Genomic DNA, 12,919 nt, shown 5'->3' on the forward strand with positions numbered 1-12,919 from the left:
GTCCGCCCTTTCGTCATAGTATTTTGTTCCCGCGAAATTTGCGCGGTAAATGCTGCCTGAGCAAACAGCGGGCCGCGCGCGTGCGTCGGTCATTTGCTCGCCGCGCGCAAGCGTCCCGCCTCGCGGATGGCATCCACGAGCGATTCCTCCACCGCCGTGCGCGCCGCGTCGTTGCGGCGGATGAGTCCGATGGGCTCGTCCGTGCCGGCGAACGGCATCGGCAGCGCGACCAGCAGGCCGAGCGCGATGTCGTGCTCGACCGCGCCGGCAGGCACGAACCAGACGGCGTCGTTATGAAGCGCGAGCGACCGTCCGAGCGAGACCGACAGCGTTTCGACAAGCGCCGTGAGCGCGTGCGCGCCGAACGCGGTCAGCATGCTCTCGGCGGACTGCCGGATGAGCGTGCCGAACGGCGGCACGACGATGGCAAAGCGCGTGAGCAGTGCCGGCGTGAGCGGCGTTTCGAACACGAGCGGATGATCGCGCCGCACCGCCACCGCGAGCGGCTCGCGATAAATCTGCTCGAACGACAGCCCGTGCATGGCCTCCGGTTCCGACAGCCGCCCGACCACCAGATCGACTTCGCCGGCCTTTAGACGGTCGAGCAGCGGCGCGTTGGAATCCGTCTGCACGCTCAGCGAGACCGCCGGCCATTGCTGCCGGAAGGCGGCGAACGCGGGCGGCAGCAACGCGTTCGCGACCGTCGGCAGCACGCCGATCGACACCGCGCCCGGCACGTCCCCGCGCTCCCGCAGCAGCATGTCGACGCCCTCGCGCAGCGACGCCACGCACGCGCTCGCGTGCGGCGCGAAAAGCCGCCCCTCGCGCGTGGGCACCGCGCCGCGCCGTCCGCGCTCGAAGAGCCGCACGCCTAGAATGGATTCGAGTTCGCCGATCGTTTTCGACACGGCCGGCTGCGTGATCGACAGGCTATCGGCCGCGCGCTGCACGCTGCCGAGTTGCGTCACGGCCAGGAAGCACTGCAAGTGTCGGAACTTGACGCGCGTGTTGGTGAAGTCCGTATCCATGAAGAGCCGTTATGGTTCGCCGCATAAAACGTCATTTTCCATAACTCGGCGCGTTCGATAAAGTAGTCGCCAGAAATATCCTATTCACGTCACATCATCAGGAGACAGTGACATGACGTCCCCCATTCTCACGCCGCGCGACTGGGAATCGCATCCGCCGTACCTGTCGCCGGGCTACCGGTCGTCGGTGTCGCGCAGTCCTTCGCTGCCGCTCATCCCGCTCAAGGAAAACCTGCGCAATCGCCGCGTGCCCGTGTACGGCGCGGACGATCTCGGCATGTACGACAACGACCTCACGCGCAATGCCGCGAAGAACGGCGCGCCGCTCGGCGAGCGCATCATCGTGACGGGCCGCGTGCTCGACGAAGGCGGTCGCCCCGTGCGCAACACGCTCGTCGAAGTGTGGCAGGCGAATCCCGCCGGGCGTTACGTGCACAAGGCGGATCAGCACGACGCCCCGCTCGACCCGAACTTCCTCGGCGCGGGCCGCTGCCTGACCGACGATCAGGGCCGCTACCGCTTCATGACGATCAAGCCGGGCGCGTATCCGTGGGGCAACCATCCGAACGCATGGCGGCCGAACCACATTCACTTCTCGCTCTTCGGCGAATACTTCGGCTCGCGCCTCGTCACGCAGATGTACTTCCCCGGCGACCCGCTGCTCGAACTCGATCCGATTTTCCAGGGCATTCCGGAGCATGCGCGGCATCGGCTGGTTTCGCGCTTCTCCATCGATACGACGCAAGAAAACTACGCGCTCGGCTACGAATTCGACATCGTGCTGCGCGGCCCGGACGAGACCCCGACGGAGTGATCATGACGACCCTCAAGCAAACGCCCTCGCAGACCGTCGGACCGTATTTCGCGTACGGCCTCGTTCCGGAGCAGTACAACTTCGACCTCAAGAGCCTGTTCACCGCTTCGGCAGCGGACCGCGAAGTGCCGGGCGAGCACATCGCCGTGGTCGGCAACGTGTTCGACGCGGAAGGCAAGCCGATCGGCGATGCGCTGATCGAAGTCGCGCAAGCCGATGCGAACGGCCGCTACGTGCAGAGCGTGGAAGAAGCCCGCGAGTCGGGCTTTCGCGGCTTCGCGCGCGTCGGCACGGGCACGGACCCGAAGTTGCGCTTTATCGTCGATACGGTGAAGCCCGGCGCGACCGACGACGATTCCGCGCCGCACCTCGACGTGATCCTGCTGATGCGCGGCATGCTGCTGCATTCGTACACGCGCATCTACTTCGACGACGAAGCCGAAGCGAACGCCAAGGACACCGTGCTGCAAAGCGTGCCGGCCGAGCGCCGCCACACGCTGATCGCGAAGCGCGAGCCGGGCACGTCCTCGACCATTTACCGCTTCGACATCCATCTGCGCGGACCGAATGAGACCGTGTTCTTCGACCTGTAATTCGCTGTAGGCTGCAAAGAAGGCGTCCGGCACTGCGCTATAGTGTCGGACGCCTTTCGTTTTTATCGCATTCCCGCCATGACCGACGCCGCCAATCCCAGCCCGCTCTATGTGAAGCTCCTCGCCGAAACCGCGCAGATCGGCTGGTCGGAACTCGAACGTTTCTTCGCGAAGGGCGTGCTGATCTGGGTGAAGCGCGATCTCGATCTCGTGAGCGTGGCCGAAGCGGTCGCCAGCGACGACACCCAGCAAGTCACGCAATGGCTTTCGGCGGGGCTCGTCGAGCGCGTGCAGTCCGAAACAGCCGCCGACCTCGCCGCGCGCGATCCCGAGTTGTGGGCCGTGGTCGTGTCGCCGTGGGTGTGCGTGCAGGAACGCGGCGACTGACCGAACGCACGCGTCAGGCGCGAACCCAGTCGGTCCACAGCACGACGAGAATCGTCATCAGCGCCGGACCGATAAAGAGCCCGAGCAGCCCGAACGTCTCCGCGCCGCCCAGAATGCCGAACAGCACGAGCAGAAACGGCAGGCGCGTCGACCCGCCGATTAGCACCGGCCGCACGAAGTGCTCCGAGACGAACACCACGACAAGCCCGAAGATCGCCACGCCCGCCGCCGCGATCATCGAGCCTTGCGCCAGCAGCCAAAGCGCCGAGCCGAGAAAGACGATCGGCGCGCAGAACGGCAGCATCGCGGCGACCGCCGTCAGCATGCCGAGCAGCGTCGCGTGCGGCACGCCCGTCACGGCGTAGGCAATGCCGAGCAACGCGCCCTCGCCCAATCCCACGACGACCAAGCCGACGACCGTGCTGCGCACCGAATCGGCCATGCGCTGCAACAGCGCCGCGCCGTCCGCGCCCAGCGCGCGCCGCGAGCCCGCGATGAGTTGCCTGCCGAGCTTCGCGCCCGCCTGGAAGATGAAGAAGAGCGTCATCAGCATGAAGCCGAAGATCACGAGGCCATGCACGACGCGGCTGCCGAAATGCCGCGTCATCGCCACGAATGTCGCGCTATGCAGGTTCTTGACCGCCGGCGAAGATTCGAGCGGCGTCGCGAGATTGGCCTGCCACCAGTGCGCGATTTGCTGCCCGCCTGTCGGCAGCCGTTGAACGAACGCGGGCACCGGAATGCCGGTGCGCAGGATCTCATGGAACCATTGCAGCATGTCGTGCGCTTCGTCCGCGGTCTGCGCCGCGACGACGGCGAACGGCACCACGAAGAGCAAGCCGACCGCAAGCGTCAGCAGCACCGCCAGCAGCGTATGACGCTGGCGGAAGATCGGACGCCGCTCCAGCCAGCCGAACGCCGGCCACAACGCAATGGCGATCACGACGGCCCAGACGACCGCGGGAATGAAGGTGCGCGCGGTATAAGCCGCGACCAGCACGAGCACGGTATAGAGCACCGCCGACGCCGCGCGCTGCATCCTGCGCGTGCGCTCGGCCGCTTCCGCCGCGTTGGGCGTGGTCTCGGTGCGCGATGAAATCGCCATGAAAGGGAGCCTCTGAGGGAATCGACAACAAGCGAAAGCGATAGAGCCGGGTGCATTGTAATCGCACGATTCGTTCCACTTCGCAGCAACGATTGATGCAACGTTCTTTACAAAACTGCGCTCAGTCGTCCCTATAATCGCGGCTCGGGCATCAACGCAGGAATCTCGGAATGGTCGGCAAAGGCTTATTGGCGGTGGCAGCATGTGCGTCGCTCGCGCTGTTGACGGGCTGCGGGACCAAGCTGGACCGCTCGACGGAAGAGCGTCTGAATGCGCAATACGGCATCTCGATGCAGCAGGTGAACGGCGGCGTGGAGATGCGGCTTCCCGAAGTCGCGCTTTTCGATACCGACGAAGCGGAGATTCGCCGCGGCAGTCTGCCGGCGCTGGACCGCGCCGCAACGGTGCTCAAGCGCAGCATGCGGCCCGTGCTGATCGAAGGCCACACGGATAACGACGGCACGCTCGCCTATAACAAGACGCTTTCACAGGCGCGCGCAGAAGCGGTCGCGCGCGCGCTGATCGCGCGGGGCGTGCCGGCCGAGCGTCTCACGACCAAGGGCATGGCGTATCTGCGGCCCATCGCGAGCAACGACACGCCGCAAGGCCGCGCGATGAACCGGCGCGTCGAGATACTCGTGCGGGCGGAGAGCGAAGAAACGCTGCTCGGCCGCCCGCCGAAGAAGAAGCGCTAGGCCGGCTGCGCTTCGAGCACGAGCAGTTGCGAGCCGTCGGCGACCTGATCGCCGACATCGAAGAGAATCTCGCCGATCTTGCCCGCCGTCGGCGCGACGATCGTGTGCTCCATCTTCATCGCTTCCATGACGATCAGCGGCGCGCCCTTTTCCACCGAAGCGCCCGCTTTCACCAACACGGCGATCACCTTGCCCGGCATCGGCGCGGTGAGACGCCCTTCGTGCTCCGCGTCGCCTGCGTGCGCCATCAGGTTCTGCCATTCGAACGCGAACGCCGCGCCTTCGTAAAAGACGTGGAACGTGTCGCCGTCCGTGAAGACGTGACCTTTGATGAGCGCATCGTCGAGCTGGACCGTGAACGACGTTTCTCCGCGATGCGACCAGTCGAAGCGCGCGGTTTTCTCGTCCCATTGCAGGCGCTTTTCACGATCTTTCGTGAAGACGACCTTCAGCGCCTCGTCCGTGTCGACCGCGCGCCAGTTCAGGTCCTGGCTGTAGCCGCCCGCCATGCGCCAGTGCGAGAGCGCGTCCCACGGCGAATGGCCGTGCGCTTCGCCACCCTCGCGCGTGAGCAGCGCGGCGCACGCAAGCGCGAGCGCCTTGCCGCGCGATACCGGCGACGGCGCGAACAGCGCATCGCGATGACGCTCGATGAGACCCGTATCCAGTTCGCCTTGCGAAAACGGCTCGCTTCTCACAATGCGTTGCAGGAACTCGACGTTCGTCTGCAAGCCGACGATCTCGCACTGCGCGAGCGCGCGCGCCATGCGAGCGAGCGCATCGCGGCGGTCGCGGCCATGCACGATCAGTTTCGCGATCATCGGATCGTAGAACGGCGTGATGGCGTCGCCTTCGCGCACGCCGCTGTCGATGCGCACGTTGCCATCGAGCGTGAATTCCACGGCGTCAGGCAGCGCCAGATGCTTGAGCGTGCCCGTCGACGGCAAGAAGCCGCGCGACGGATTCTCGGCATAGATGCGCGCCTCGATCGCGTGGCCGTTCACGCGTAGCTCGTCCTGCTTCAGCGGCAGCGGCTCGCCCGCCGCGACGCGCAATTGCCATTCGACGAGATCGAGCCCCGTCACCATTTCCGTCACCGGATGCTCGACTTGCAGCCGCGTGTTCATCTCCATGAAATAGAACTGGCCGTCCTGCGTCATGATGAATTCGACCGTGCCCGCGCCGACGTAATTCACGGCGCGCGCAGCGGCAACGGCGGCTTCGCCCATCGCGCGACGCGTGTCATCGGAGAGGCCGGGCGCGGGCGCTTCTTCCAGTACCTTTTGATGACGCCGCTGCACCGAGCAGTCGCGATCGAACAGATACACCGCGTTGCCGTGCGTGTCCGCGAAGACCTGCACTTCGACGTGTCGCGGACGCAGCAGATACTTCTCGATCAACACGCGGTCGTTGCCGAAGCTCGACGCCGCCTCGCGCTTGCACGACGCGAGCGCCTGCATGAAGTCTTCGCTGCGCTCGACCACGCGCATGCCTTTGCCACCGCCGCCCGCGCTCGCCTTCAGCAGTACCGGATAGCCGATGCGGTCCGCCTCCCGTTGCAGCAGCGCCGCGTCCTGATCGTCGCCGTGATAGCCGGGCACGAGCGGCACGGATGCGGACTGCATCAGTGCCTTCGCTGCGGCTTTCGAACCCATCGCGCGTATCGCTCCCACCGGCGGTCCGATGAACACGATGCCCGCCTGTTCGCAGGCGCTGGCGAATTCTTCGTTCTCCGAAAGAAAGCCATAGCCCGGATGAACGGCCTGCGCGCCGGTCGCTTTCGCGGCTTCGACAATACGCTCGATGCGCAGATAGCTCTCCGACGCAGCCGATCCGCCGACGTGCACCGCTTCGTCGCAGACATCGACGTGCTTGGCTTTCGCGTCCGCATCCGAATACACGGCGACGCTCGCCACGTTCAGGCGCCTGGCCGTCGCCGCCACGCGGCATGCAATTTCGCCGCGGTTCGCAATCAGTATCTTGTTGAACATGGGCATCACATCCGGTTACATGCGGAACACGCCGAAGCGCGTGTCTTCGATAGGCGCGTTCATCGTCGCCGCGAGTCCGAGGCCGAGCACGTCGCGGGTTTGCGCCGGATCGATCACGCCGTCGTCCCACAGCCGCGCGCTCGCATAGTACGGATGGCCCTGCACCTCGTACTGCTCGCGAATCGGCGCCTTGAACGCTTCCTCGTCTTCCTTCGACCACGTGCCGCCCTTCTTCTCGATGCCGTCGCGGCGCACAGTCGCGAGCACCGACGCGGCCTGCTCGCCGCCCATCACCGAGATGCGCGCGTTCGGCCACATCCACAGGAAACGCGGCGAATACGCGCGGCCGCACATGCCGTAATTGCCCGCGCCGAACGAGCCGCCGATGATGACCGTGAACTTCGGCACCTTTGCCGTTGCCACCGCCGTGACCATCTTCGCGCCGTTACGCGCGATGCCTTCGTTCTCGTACTTGCGCCCGACCATGAAGCCCGTGATGTTCTGCAAGAACACGAGCGGAATCTTGCGCTGGCAGCACAGTTCGATGAAATGCGCGCCCTTCAACGCGGATTCGGAAAACAGAATGCCGTTGTTCGCGACGATGCCGACCGGATGCCCCCAGATATGCGCGAAGCCGCAAACGAGCGTGGTCCCGTAACGCGCCTTGAATTCATCGAATGCGGAATCGTCGACGATGCGCGCGATCACTTCGCGCACATCGAAGGGCTTACGCGTATCGACCGGAATCACGCCGTACACGCTCTCCGGCTCATAACGCGGCGGCAGCGGTTCCTTGAGCGCGAGCGTCGGCGCTTTCACGCGATTGAGATTGCCGACGATGCTGCGCGCGATGCCGAGCGCATGCGCATCGTTTTGCGCCAGATGATCGACGACGCCCGAGAGCCGCGTGTGAACATCGCCGCCGCCCAGGTCTTCCGCGCTCACTTCCTCGCCCGTTGCTGCCTTCACGAGCGGCGGACCGCCCAGGAAGATCGTGCCCTGATCCTTCACGATGATCGATTCATCGCTCATCGCGGGCACATAAGCGCCGCCCGCCGTGCACGATCCCATGACGACGGCAATCTGCGCGATGCCCTGCGCCGACATGTTCGCCTGGTTATAGAAGATGCGGCCGAAGTGATCGCGGTCTGGGAACACGTCGTCCTGATTCGGCAGGTTCGCGCCGCCCGAATCGACGAGATACACGCACGGCAAGCGATTCTGCTCCGCGATTTCCTGTGCGCGCAGATGCTTCTTTACCGTGACCGGATAGTACGTGCCGCCTTTCACGGTGGCGTCGTTGCAGACGATCACGCACTCCTGCCCCGCAATGCGCCCGATGCCGGTGATGATGCCCGCGCCCGGCGCTTCGTCGTTGTACATGCCGTACGCCGCGAGTGGCGAGAGTTCGAGAAACGGCGTGCCGGGATCGAGCAACTGCGCGATGCGATCGCGCGGCAGCAGCTTGTTACGCGACAAATGACGGTCGCGCGCCGCCTGCCCGCCGCCTTCCGCGATCTTCGCGACCTTCTCTTTCAGGTCCGCGACGAGTGCTTCGAGCGCGGCCGCGTTGGTGCGGAACTCCTCGCCGCGCGGATTCAGCTTCGATTCGATGATGGTCATGACGCGCGCCCTTATGCCGTCTCTGCGAACAGTTCGCGCCCGATCAGCATGCGGCGGATCTCGCTCGTGCCCGCGCCGATTTCATAGAGCTTGGCATCGCGCCAGAGACGCCCGACCGGATATTCGTTGATATAGCCGTTGCCGCCGAGAATCTGGATTGCTTCGCCGGCCATCCACGTCGCTTTTTCGGCGGTATAGAGAATGACGCCCGCGCAGTCCTTGCGCACGTCACGCACGTGGCCGGAGCCGAGTGTATCGAGCTGGCGGCCGACGGCGTACAGATAAGCGCGGCACGCTTGCAGCGTCGTATAAAGATCCGCGACCTTGCCCTGAATCAGTTGGAATTCGCCGATGGCTTGCCCGAATTGCTTGCGATCGTGGATGTACGGCACGACCGCATCCATGCAGGCGAGCATGATGCCGGTCGGACCGCCCGCGAGCACGGCGCGTTCATAGTCGAGGCCGCTCATCAGCACCTTCACGCCGCCGTTCAACGCGCCGAGGATGTTCTCTTTCGGCACTTCGACGTTCTCGAACACGAGCTCGCCCGTATGCGAACCGCGCATGCCGAGCTTGTCCAGCTTCTGCGCGACGGAGAAGCCCTTCATGCCCTTCTCGACGATGAACGCGGTGATGCCTCTCGCGCCCGCTTCGATGTCCGTCTTCGCATACACGACGAGCGTGTCGCAATCCGGGCCGTTGGTGATCCACATCTTCGTGCCGTTCAGCACATAGTGATCGCTCTTTTCGTCGGCGCGCAGCTTCATGCTGACCACGTCCGACCCGGCGTTGGGCTCGCTCATCGCCAGCGCGCCCACATGCTCGCCGGATACGAGCTTCGGCAGATATTTGCGCTTCTGCGCTTCGGTGCCATTGCGATGAATCTGGTTCACGCACAGATTCGAATGCGCGCCGTACGACAGCCCGACCGACGCCGACGCGCGCGAGATTTCCTCCATCGCGACCATGTGCGCGGTGTAGCCCATGTTCGCGCCGCCGTATTCTTCGGAGACCGTCATGCCGAGCACGCCGAGATCGCCGAATTTCTTCCACAGGTCCATCGGGAACTGGTCGGTACGGTCGATTTCCGCGGCGCGCGGCGCAATCTCCTTCGCTGCGAAGTTGACGAGCGTGTCGCGCAACATGTCGATGTCTTCGCCCAGCGCGAAGTTCAGGCCCGGCACGGTGCTCATGGGTGTCTCCTCAATATGCAGTGGGGTTGGCGCGCCCGAATTTGAGCCTGGCTCACAACGGGCATCTAACCGAATGGTGGCTCATTTCACGCTCAAATCGGGTAGCCGTCAATAGGGTTTTGAGCTACGCTCACATTTGTTCCCGACAATCTTCGGCACGATCATGTCCACGCAATCCACCGGAACCGGCCGCCGCACGCCTGCCGGCGTCAAATCGCAGCAACGCGTGCGCGACATCCTGCAAGCGGGCCGCGACGTCTTCGCAGAAAAAGGCTACGACGCGGCGACCACGGCGGAAATCGCCCAGCGCGCGGGCATCTCCGAGGCGACCGTCTTTAGCTACTTCAGTGGCAAGCGGGCGCTGTGCGCGCGCGTGATCGCCGACTGGTACGACGAGATCATCGACGCGTTCGAGAGCGGGCTACCGCGCGAGGGCTCGATCCGGCAACAGTTCGCGTTCATCGTGCGGACGCATTTGCGGCTGATGCTCGTCAACGGCACCGGCTTATGTTCGCTGGTGCTGTCCGAAGGCCGCACGAAACAGCATGATCTGTCGGACACGCTGACTGAATTGCAGCGCCGCTACACCGCGCCGCTGATGGACGTGCTCGCGCGCGGGCAGGCGCTCGGGCACATACGCGCGGACGTGTCGCTGCGTCTGTTGCGCTCGCTCGTTTTCGGGCCGATGGAGCATGTGCTGTGGGACGCGACGCTTGCGAAGCGCCGCCTGAGTCAGGCTCAGATCGAGACGACGGCGGATGAACTGGTGGATGTGTTGTGGGCCGCGCTGCAACCGCCGGATGCGCAGCTCGCGGCGCTGGCACGGTTCAGGCAGGACGTGGAGGATGCGTCGCGGCGGTATGAGGAGCGGGCGAAAGGAGCCGGGGCAAGCTCGGCTATTTAACAAACCGCCGCGCCAGCCGCGCGAGCATCGGCACGGTGGTCGGCCGCAGCAGCCGCGCGTCGTAGCCCGCCATGCGACGCTCGTTCTCGACCAGACACAGATCGATCAACGCGCCCACCGACACGTTCCCGGCCACCGAATCGCCGACGTTCGCCGGGAAATTCGCGTCCTGCGCCGCGCCGCTCTTGTCGAAACCCCGCGCGAGCGAAATGCGATCGCGGATCAGCGAAAGCCACACGCCCGCCGTCTTCAGCAGGAAGCCGGGCTTGCGATACCACGGCAAGCTGCGCCGATACCACGCCACCCAGTTCGCAAAGAACAGGATGTGCCGCGCCTCTTCCTGTATCACCGGCTCGAACGTCTCGACGAGCGCCTCCGGGAAATAGCCCGACTGGCGCGCCGCCTCGAAAAGACCGAACGCGAAGAAACTGTCGATGCACTCACTGTAGCCCGTGAGCATCCACGCGCGCAGGGCGTCGTCGGGCGCGGGATACGGCGGCTCGGGCGCGAGTTCGATGCCGTACGCCTCGACGAGCTTCGACAGCACGAGCTTGTGCCGCGCCTCTTCGCCGCCGTTCATGCGTAGCGCTTCGTTGAGCAGCGGGTCGGACACGCTCGCCGCATACGTCGCCACGCGAATCGACGCGCGCCCTTCCGTCTGCACCGCGATATCCCAGATCGGCAGCGACGTGACGCGCCTGAGCGCCGCCGGGTCCAGCTTCGGCCACTCGATGACGGCAGGCTTGTAAGGATTGTGCGTCGTCAGCAGCATCTCGCAGAACATGCGCTTGTGCAGTTCGGAACCGATCCGAATCCGGCCTTCGGATCGATAGATCCAGTTACGCATCGCATGATCTGCTTCGACTTGGGTGAGCGTGTCGGACATATTCGAATTGTTGGCTTCTACAAGGAACGTTCTGCGGATTCTGGCATACAGAACGCCCACACGCAGCAATCGGCACGCCTTTGCGTCTCAATGCGAGATCTTCTCGAGCGCCATGTCGCGCGTTCTCGGCCCCATCAGCCCGATCGCCGCCATCACGATCAACATGGCGCCCGCGATGAACACGAACACGCCCGTCGTGCCGAAACCCTTCAGCACGCTCGCGATGATGAACGACGTGAAGATCGCGGAGAACCGGCTCCACGAATAGACGAAGCCGACGGCGCGCGCCCGAATGCTCGTCGGAAACAACTCGGCCTGATAGGCGTGAAAGCTGTACGACATGATGTTCGAGGACAGCGTGAGTCCGACGCCCATCGCAATCAAAAACGCGGCATTCGACGACTGACTGAAAAGCAGCCCGCACACGATATTGGCCGCCGCCATCGCGACGATGGCCGTCTTGCGCTCGATCTTGTCGGCAATCGCGAGGCCGATCATCGGGCCGATGGGCGCGGCGATCGCGATGATGCTCGAATACATCAGGCTCGACGTCACCGTGATGCCCTGCTTGATGAGCAGCGTCGGCACCCAGTTCGCGAAGCCGTAGAAGCCGACGGTCTGAAACACGTTGAAGATGATCATCATCGTCGCACGCTTGCCGTAGGGCGGGCGCCACATGCGGGCGAACGAGCCGCCCTTCACGCTCTCGGCGTCAAGAACCGGCTCCGGCTCGGCAGGCGGCGGCAGCGGCTTGCCGTATTCGCGTTGCACCTGCGCTTCGAGCGCGGACATCACGCGGTCGGCTTCGTCCAGCCGCCCCTTCTGCGCGAGCCAGCGCGGGCTTTCGGGCAAGCGGCGGCGAATCCACCACACGAAAAGCGCGCCATGCGCGCCGATCACGACGACCCAGCGCCAGCCGTCGATGCCGAACGGCGCGCGCGGCACGAGCAGATACGCGAGAAACGCGACCACCGGCACCGCCATGAAGCCCACCGCCTGCTCGCACGCGAACGCGCGGCCGCGAATGTGCTTCGGCGCGAGTTCGGAGATATAGGTGCCGATGGTCACGAGTTCCACGCCGATGCCCACGCCCGCCATGAAGCGCCAGAAGTTGAGGCCCGTCGCGGTGTCCTGAAACGCCATCACGACGTTGGCCGCCGTGTACCACAGCAGCGAATACGTGAAGACCGCGCGACGCCCGAAGCGGTCGGCGAGCCAGCCGCACGCGACCGTGCCGATAAAGAGCCCCGCGAACAGCGACGCGATGAAGCTCGCCACGCCCGTCATGCCGAAGAAGCCGTTCGTGGTCGGCGTCAGAATGCCGCTTCGCACGAGGCCCGGCGCGACATAGCCCGAATACAGCAAGTCGTACAGCTCGAAGAAGAAGCCGAGACTCAGCAGCACGACGAGCGTCCATACCGTGCGCGTGGCGGGCAGCCGGTCGAGGCGCGCGGAGATCATGCCGGCGGACAGCGCGGGCGGCGCGGCATCGGCGGATGCGCGGCGAGAAGTCGCCGCGGGTGAAGTGGGCATCGGTATCGTCTCCTGATTCATGTCGGGCTTTTATCTGGCGATGCGCGGCGTTCGACTTCGAGGCGCGCAAAGCAAAGGCCGCATCTTAACCGGATGGATCATCCTCGCGGCGCGGCGGGTTCGGGCACGGCCGGCATGCTCGAAAACGGATGCCGAAAGGAGCAAAA

Annotated in this window: 12 protein-coding genes; 5 read left to right on the forward strand and 7 right to left on the reverse strand. The window is 64.8% G+C overall.

Features of this window, described 5'->3' with window-relative positions; all coding sequences use genetic code 11:
* Positions 1-89 precede the first annotated feature (89 nt).
* Entirely contained in the window at positions 90-1,028 is a 939-nt protein-coding gene (gene pcaQ / locus LDZ24_RS18125; protein WP_248322596.1) for a pca operon transcription factor PcaQ, read from the reverse strand.
* 112 nt (positions 1,029-1,140) lie between these two features.
* Here pcaQ and pcaH point away from each other — a divergent pair, with 112 nt between their 5' ends.
* The 3 genes from pcaH (at position 1,141) to LDZ24_RS18140 (ending at position 2,822) form a co-directional block, all read left to right on the forward strand.
* Entirely contained in the window at positions 1,141-1,842 is a 702-nt protein-coding gene (pcaH, locus tag LDZ24_RS18130) for a protocatechuate 3,4-dioxygenase subunit beta (RefSeq protein WP_248322597.1), read from the forward strand.
* Between the two features lie 2 nt (positions 1,843-1,844).
* Entirely contained in the window at positions 1,845-2,435 is a 591-nt protein-coding gene (gene pcaG / locus LDZ24_RS18135) for a protocatechuate 3,4-dioxygenase subunit alpha (RefSeq protein WP_248322598.1), read from the forward strand.
* A gap of 78 nt (positions 2,436-2,513) precedes the next feature.
* Positions 2,514-2,822, forward strand: coding sequence for a DUF2288 domain-containing protein (locus LDZ24_RS18140; RefSeq protein WP_206469326.1), 309 nt, complete (start codon positions 2,514-2,516; stop codon positions 2,820-2,822).
* A 13-nt stretch (positions 2,823-2,835) separates the two neighbouring features.
* Here LDZ24_RS18140 and LDZ24_RS18145 read toward each other — a convergent pair whose 3' ends face one another.
* The gene (locus LDZ24_RS18145; protein ID WP_248322599.1) at positions 2,836-3,927 is read right to left on the reverse strand and encodes an AI-2E family transporter; all 1,092 of its coding nucleotides are present in this window, start codon (positions 3,925-3,927) and stop codon (positions 2,836-2,838) included.
* 170 nt (positions 3,928-4,097) lie between these two features.
* Here LDZ24_RS18145 and LDZ24_RS18150 point away from each other — a divergent pair, with 170 nt between their 5' ends.
* Positions 4,098-4,622 carry an OmpA family protein gene (locus LDZ24_RS18150; RefSeq protein ID WP_175941142.1) on the forward strand — a complete coding sequence of 175 codons (525 nt, stop codon included), beginning with the start codon at positions 4,098-4,100 and terminating at the stop codon, positions 4,620-4,622.
* Here LDZ24_RS18150 and LDZ24_RS18155 read toward each other — a convergent pair.
* Genes LDZ24_RS18155 through LDZ24_RS18165 form a run of 3 tightly spaced genes read right to left on the reverse strand, consistent with a single transcriptional unit; the run spans position 4,619 to position 9,429 of the window.
* Positions 4,619-6,613 carry an acetyl/propionyl/methylcrotonyl-CoA carboxylase subunit alpha gene (locus tag LDZ24_RS18155; RefSeq protein ID WP_248322600.1) on the reverse strand — a complete coding sequence of 665 codons (1,995 nt, stop codon included), beginning with the start codon at positions 6,611-6,613 and terminating at the stop codon, positions 4,619-4,621. The genes LDZ24_RS18150 and LDZ24_RS18155 overlap by 4 nt on opposite strands.
* Positions 6,614-6,628: 15 nt before the next feature.
* Complete coding sequence (locus tag LDZ24_RS18160) at positions 6,629-8,236, reverse strand: carboxyl transferase domain-containing protein (RefSeq protein ID WP_248322601.1); 1,608 nt, start codon at positions 8,234-8,236, stop codon at positions 6,629-6,631.
* 11 nt (positions 8,237-8,247) lie between these two features.
* Positions 8,248-9,429: an isovaleryl-CoA dehydrogenase gene (locus LDZ24_RS18165; RefSeq protein WP_248322602.1), complete on the reverse strand. Its 1,182-nt coding sequence runs from the start codon at positions 9,427-9,429 to the stop codon at positions 8,248-8,250.
* Between the two features lie 163 nt (positions 9,430-9,592).
* On the opposite strand from LDZ24_RS18165, the gene LDZ24_RS18170 reads away from it, so the two are divergent.
* The gene (locus tag LDZ24_RS18170) at positions 9,593-10,333 is read left to right on the forward strand and encodes a TetR/AcrR family transcriptional regulator (RefSeq protein WP_248322603.1); all 741 of its coding nucleotides are present in this window, start codon (positions 9,593-9,595) and stop codon (positions 10,331-10,333) included.
* Here LDZ24_RS18170 and LDZ24_RS18175 read toward each other — a convergent pair.
* Positions 10,326-11,219, reverse strand: coding sequence for a ferritin-like domain-containing protein (locus LDZ24_RS18175; RefSeq protein WP_248322604.1), 894 nt, complete (start codon positions 11,217-11,219; stop codon positions 10,326-10,328). The two genes, LDZ24_RS18170 and LDZ24_RS18175, sit on opposite strands and share 8 nt — an antisense overlap.
* A gap of 87 nt (positions 11,220-11,306) precedes the next feature.
* Positions 11,307-12,752: an MFS transporter gene (locus LDZ24_RS18180; RefSeq protein ID WP_248322605.1), complete on the reverse strand. Its 1,446-nt coding sequence runs from the start codon at positions 12,750-12,752 to the stop codon at positions 11,307-11,309.
* Between the last annotated feature and the right edge of the window lie 167 nt (positions 12,753-12,919).

The sequence above is a fragment of the Caballeronia sp. Sq4a genome (assembly GCF_023170545.1).
In the GTDB taxonomy this organism is placed as follows: Bacteria; Pseudomonadota; Gammaproteobacteria; order Burkholderiales; family Burkholderiaceae; genus Caballeronia.

Coding starts and splice junctions, on each gene's coding strand:
- LDZ24_RS18180 (WP_248322605.1), bottom strand. CDS start 12,752: ATGCCCACTTCACCCGCGGCGACTTCTCGCCGCGCATCCGCCGATGCC.
- LDZ24_RS18165 (WP_248322602.1), bottom strand. CDS start 9,429: ATGAGCACCGTGCCGGGCCTGAACTTCGCGCTGGGCGAAGACATCGAC.
- LDZ24_RS18140 (WP_206469326.1), top strand. CDS start 2,514: ATGACCGACGCCGCCAATCCCAGCCCGCTCTATGTGAAGCTCCTCGCC.
- pcaH (WP_248322597.1), top strand. CDS start 1,141: ATGACGTCCCCCATTCTCACGCCGCGCGACTGGGAATCGCATCCGCCG.
- LDZ24_RS18145 (WP_248322599.1), bottom strand. CDS start 3,927: ATGGCGATTTCATCGCGCACCGAGACCACGCCCAACGCGGCGGAAGCG.
- pcaQ (WP_248322596.1), bottom strand. CDS start 1,028: ATGGATACGGACTTCACCAACACGCGCGTCAAGTTCCGACACTTGCAG.
- pcaG (WP_248322598.1), top strand. CDS start 1,845: ATGACGACCCTCAAGCAAACGCCCTCGCAGACCGTCGGACCGTATTTC.
- LDZ24_RS18150 (WP_175941142.1), top strand. CDS start 4,098: ATGGTCGGCAAAGGCTTATTGGCGGTGGCAGCATGTGCGTCGCTCGCG.
- LDZ24_RS18155 (WP_248322600.1), bottom strand. CDS start 6,613: ATGTTCAACAAGATACTGATTGCGAACCGCGGCGAAATTGCATGCCGC.
- LDZ24_RS18170 (WP_248322603.1), top strand. CDS start 9,593: ATGTCCACGCAATCCACCGGAACCGGCCGCCGCACGCCTGCCGGCGTC.
- LDZ24_RS18160 (WP_248322601.1), bottom strand. CDS start 8,236: ATGACCATCATCGAATCGAAGCTGAATCCGCGCGGCGAGGAGTTCCGC.
- LDZ24_RS18175 (WP_248322604.1), bottom strand. CDS start 11,219: ATGTCCGACACGCTCACCCAAGTCGAAGCAGATCATGCGATGCGTAAC.